The sequence below is a fragment of the Mesorhizobium sp. genome (assembly GCF_024509055.1).
Classification (GTDB): domain Bacteria; phylum Pseudomonadota; class Alphaproteobacteria; order Rhizobiales; family Rhizobiaceae; genus Mesorhizobium.
Map to the genome: position 1 here is coordinate 1 of NZ_JANINM010000109.1, position 4686 is coordinate 4686.

Sequence of the window (4686 nt, forward strand, 5' to 3'; positions counted from 1 at the left end):
ACGAGGCCAAGGAGGATCTGGAGGAGATCGTCGAGTTCCTGCGCGATCCGCAGAAATTCCAGCGGCTAGGCGGCAAGATCCCGCGCGGCGTGCTGCTCGTCGGCCCTCCCGGCACCGGCAAGACGCTTCTGGCGCGCTCGGTGGCGGGCGAGGCGAACGTGCCCTTCTTCACCATCTCCGGCTCGGATTTCGTCGAGATGTTCGTCGGTGTCGGCGCGTCGCGTGTGCGTGACATGTTCGACCAGGCCAAGAAGAACGCGCCCTGCATCATCTTCATCGATGAGATCGATGCTGTCGGCCGTCATCGCGGCGCCGGCCTCGGCGGCGGTAATGACGAGCGCGAGCAGACGCTGAACCAGTTGCTGGTCGAGATGGACGGTTTCGAGTCCAATGAGAGCATCATCCTGATCGCCGCCACCAACCGGCCCGACGTGCTCGACCCGGCGCTGCTCAGGCCCGGCCGTTTCGACCGCCAGGTCGTGGTGCCGAACCCTGACATCGTCGGACGCGAGAAGATCCTCAAGGTGCATGTGCGCAACGTGCCGCTGGCGCCGAATGTCGACCTCAAGGTCATCGCGCGTGGCACGCCGGGCTTCTCCGGCGCCGATCTGATGAACCTCGTCAACGAATCCGCGCTGATGGCGGCACGCCGCAACAAGCGGCTCGTCACCATGGCCGAGTTCGAGGACGCCAAGGACAAGATCATGATGGGCGCGGAACGCCGCTCGTCGGCGATGACGCAGGCCGAGAAGGAGCTGACTGCCTATCACGAGTCCGGCCACGCCATCCTGGCGCTCAACGTGCCGACGGCGGATCCGCTGCACAAGGCGACCATCATCCCGCGCGGCCGCGCGCTCGGCATGGTCATGCAGTTGCCAGAGGGCGACCGCTACTCGATGAGCTACAAATACATGATCTCGCGGCTTGCCATCATGATGGGCGGCCGTGTGGCCGAAGAGTTCAAGTTCGGCAAGGAGAACATCACATCGGGCGCCTCCTCCGATATCGAGCAGGCGACCAAGCTGGCGCGCGCCATGGTCACGCGCTGGGGCTTCTCCGACAAGCTCGGCCATGTCGCTTATGGCGACAATCAGGAAGAGGTCTTCCTCGGCCATTCGGTGGCGCGCACGCAGAACATATCGGAAGAGACCGCGCAGATCATCGACGCCGAAGTGCGCCGGCTGATCGACGATGCCTATTCGACCGCCAAGGCCGTGCTGACCAAGAAGAAGAAGGACTGGATCGCGCTGGCCGAGGGCCTGCTCGAGTACGAGACGCTGTCCGGCGACGAGATCAAGCAGCTGATCGCCGGCAACAAACCCGCTCGCGACCTCGGCGACGATACCCCGCCCAGCCGCGGCTCCGCGGTGCCGAAGGCGGGCACCGGCGGCCGCCGCAAGAAGGGCCCCGAGCCCGAAGGTGGCATGGAACCCCAGCCGCAGGGCTGACGACGAGCGAACACCTACGTCAAACGCCGCGGATCAAACCGCGGCGTTTTTGCGTTCGAGTGGGCAGGCCTGTAGCCTGATGATTGGCGAAAGCCGGAGCGACAGCCAATCTCCCCCCAAGTGGGGGAGATGCCCGGCAGGGCAGAGGGGGGCGCTGTCCCGCCGGCGTCTCCGCGTTAGGATTCCTCGCCCTCGCCAGAGGTGCGGGAGAGGTGGCTGAGGAGCCGACGGAGGGTCTTCGTAGGCGCTTCCCTTTTCTGGTTCGGCTTCGCCGAGCAGCCTCTCCCTCATCTCGTGGGGCGAAGAACCTTCATCCTGCAACGCTGCGATCCTTCACGCCCCCTTCTGTCCTGCCGTACATCTCCCCCACAAGCGGGGAGATTGGCAGGGCCGCCGGAGGCGGCTTGCGGGGGGGCATGAACTGACCTGATCTCGCCCAAACAAAAGGCCCGCGCAGCTTGTGCTGCGCGGGCCTTTGTTTGCAAGCGTGAACTAACCGATCAGCTCTTCAGCTTGGCATTGCAGAGGCTGTAGAAGCCGCCGCCCTTCTGGATCCACTTCAGGCCGCCAAGGGTGTTGGCCTGCTTGTTGGCATAGTACTGGTCGAGGCAGGTGTGCATCCGGCCCTTGGCGGGCGTCTCGGCGGTGTACTTCGACGAGATCGCCGTCGGGAAGGTCACGCCCTTGGGCGCGGCAGTCGTCGGCTTTTCCGGCTCGCTGGTGTAGGTCGCCTCGGTCGGAGCAGGCGCCGTCTCGTCGTCGGAAGCGCTGGCGGCGCACTGGGCCTTGCGGAAGTCGTTCCACTTCATGCCGTTGAGCGTACCGGCGGTCTTGGCAGCTTTGTACTTGGCGCTGCACTCAGCCATGCTCAGGCCCTTTGCGCCCGCGGCAGGCGCGGTGGTGGTGGTCGCCGTCTTGGCAGCAGTCGTGGCGGCGGGGGCGGCGGTGGTGGCCGCTGCCGCAGTGGCGCCGGCGCCGCATTCGGTCTTGCGGAAGTCGTTCCACTTCATGCCGTTCAGAGTGCCGGCGGCCTTGGCTGCCTGGTACTTGGTGCTGCATTCCTTCGCGGATAGGCCCTTGGCCGAGCTGTCGGCGGCAGCCGGGGCGGCGGCAGTTGTCGCTGTAGTGGTCTTGGCAGGCTTGGTCTCGGCCGCCTTGGTGGTGGTCGTCGTCGCGGCTGCGTCGGCGCCGCACTGGGCCTTGCGGAACTGGTTCCAGGTCTGGCCGGCGAGCGTTCCCGCGTCCTTGGCCGCGTTATATTTGGTGCTGCACTCGGCCATGGTCAGCGCGTTGGCCGGCGCCGCCAGGAACAACGTTGCGACGGCGATGCCCGTCAAGGCTGCAAGTCTATGAATAAGCATGGCGTTTTCTCCCTTGATGCCGCCAGATGGTGTCCCTATACCAAATCATTATCTCTCAATGCTCGGTTGCGCCAGATGCTTCCGAGGCGGTTACTGTCACAAAGTGTGTCCCTCCCGATAAGATGACGAATTTCTTGCGCTTCGCCGCGCAAACAAGGTTTGGCTATACGGTCTAGGCGGGAAAGCTCGCCTAGTCCGGTATATCGCCGCTGCAGCTAGAGGTCGTGCCAGGCTGTCGAACCACATGAACCGCATGTGACAATGATTTTCTAAGGAATCGTAATATATAATCACGAAATGTGATGATCGGATACCGCCCAATTATGGCAATACGGGCGGTTGAAAACCGACGGGGACTTGGAAGGCATGGCAGGACAATATTTTGGCACGGACGGTATCCGCGGACGCGCCAACAAGTTTCCGATGACGGCCGAGATCGCCATGCGGGTCGGCATGGCCGCCGGTCTCTCCTTCCAGCGCGGCAGCCACCGCCACCGTGTCGTGCTCGGCAAGGATACGCGGCTTTCCGGCTACATGATCGAGAACGCGATGGTGTCGGGCCTGTGCGCCGCCGGCATGGATGTGTTCCTGCTCGGTCCCATTCCCACGCCGGCGGTTGCCATGCTGGTGCGCTCGCTGCGAGCCGACATCGGCGTGATGATCTCCGCCTCGCACAATCCTTACTACGACAACGGCATCAAGCTCTTCGGCCCCGACGGCTACAAGCTCTCCGATGACATCGAGGAGCGCATCGAAGGGATGCTCGACAAGGACATCGAGCTGGCGCTCGCCGATTCCGACGGGCTCGGCCGGGCCAAGCGCGTCGACGGCGTGCATGACCGTTACATCGAATTCGCCAAGCGCACGCTGCCGCGATCGATGTCGCTTTCGGGCCTGCGGATCGTCGTCGACTGCGCGAACGGCGCCGCCTACAAGGTGGCTCCGGAGGCGCTGTGGGAGCTCGGCGCCGAGGTGGTCGCCATCAATGTCGAGCCGAACGGCTTCAACATCAACAAGGAATGCGGCTCGACCCATCCGGCCGGCCTGCAGAAGAAGGTGCATGAGGTGCGCGCCGACATCGGCATCGCGCTCGACGGCGATGCAGATCGCGTCGTCATCGTCGACGAGAACGGCACAATCGTCGACGGCGACCAGATCATGGCGCTGATCGCGGAGTCCTGGCATCAGAGCGGCCGGCTCGCCGGCGGCGGCGTCGTCTCCACCGTGATGTCCAACCTCGGGCTCGAACGCTTCCTCGGCGACATGAAGCTGCAACTGCACCGTACCAAGGTCGGCGACCGTTATGTCGTCGAGCATATGCGCGCGCACGGCCTCAATGTCGGCGGCGAGCAGTCCGGCCACATCGTGCTCTCCGATTTCTCGACGACGGGCGACGGCCTGGTTTCCGCGCTGCAGGTGCTGGCCTGCATCAAAAGGCAGAACCGCCCGGTCAGCGAGCTTTCGAAGAAATTCGAGCCGGTGCCGCAGCTCCTGAAGAATGTCCGCATATCGGGCGGCAAGCCGCTGGAGGAGGCTCCGGTCAAAGCCGCGATCGAAGAGGCGCGCAACCGCCTTGGCAAGGCCGGGCGGCTCGTCATCCGGCCCTCGGGGACAGAGCCGCTGATCCGGGTCATGGCGGAAGGCGACGACCCGCAACTGGTCGAGGCCGTCGTTAATGACATCGTCGGCATCATCTCGGAAACGCGCAGCGCCGCCTGAAGCCAGGCGATACGATCCCTCGGATTGCGAAAGCCCGTCGTCAGGCGGGCTTTTTCTTGTCTGCCAGCGCGCGACCATTCCCTCAGGCCACATCGCCGTATCTATCTAAAATTGTATAGATTCGTGGTTAATCGGTACGGTTAAACGGCTTTTAACCT

General features: G+C 64.0%; 3 protein-coding genes. 2 read left to right on the forward strand and 1 reads right to left on the reverse strand.

The features are described from left to right. Positions 1 to 1448, forward strand: a 1448-nt coding sequence (gene ftsH, locus Q0L57_RS06215) for an ATP-dependent zinc metalloprotease FtsH (RefSeq protein ID WP_296739614.1), incomplete at its 5' end; no start/stop codon positions are given. Between the two features lie 500 nt (positions 1449 to 1948). Here the strand turns inward: ftsH and Q0L57_RS06220 are convergent. Beyond that, the gene (locus Q0L57_RS06220) at positions 1949 to 2809 is read right to left on the reverse strand and encodes a hypothetical protein (RefSeq protein ID WP_296739617.1); all 861 of its coding nucleotides are present in this window, start codon (positions 2807 to 2809) and stop codon (positions 1949 to 1951) included. A gap of 366 nt (positions 2810 to 3175) precedes the next feature. Between Q0L57_RS06220 and glmM the strand changes: the two genes are divergently transcribed. Further along, positions 3176 to 4528 (forward strand): phosphoglucosamine mutase, encoded by a 1353-nt coding sequence (gene glmM, locus Q0L57_RS06225; protein ID WP_296739620.1) that lies wholly within the window; start codon positions 3176 to 3178, stop codon positions 4526 to 4528. The last annotated feature ends 158 nt before the right edge of the window (positions 4529 to 4686 follow it).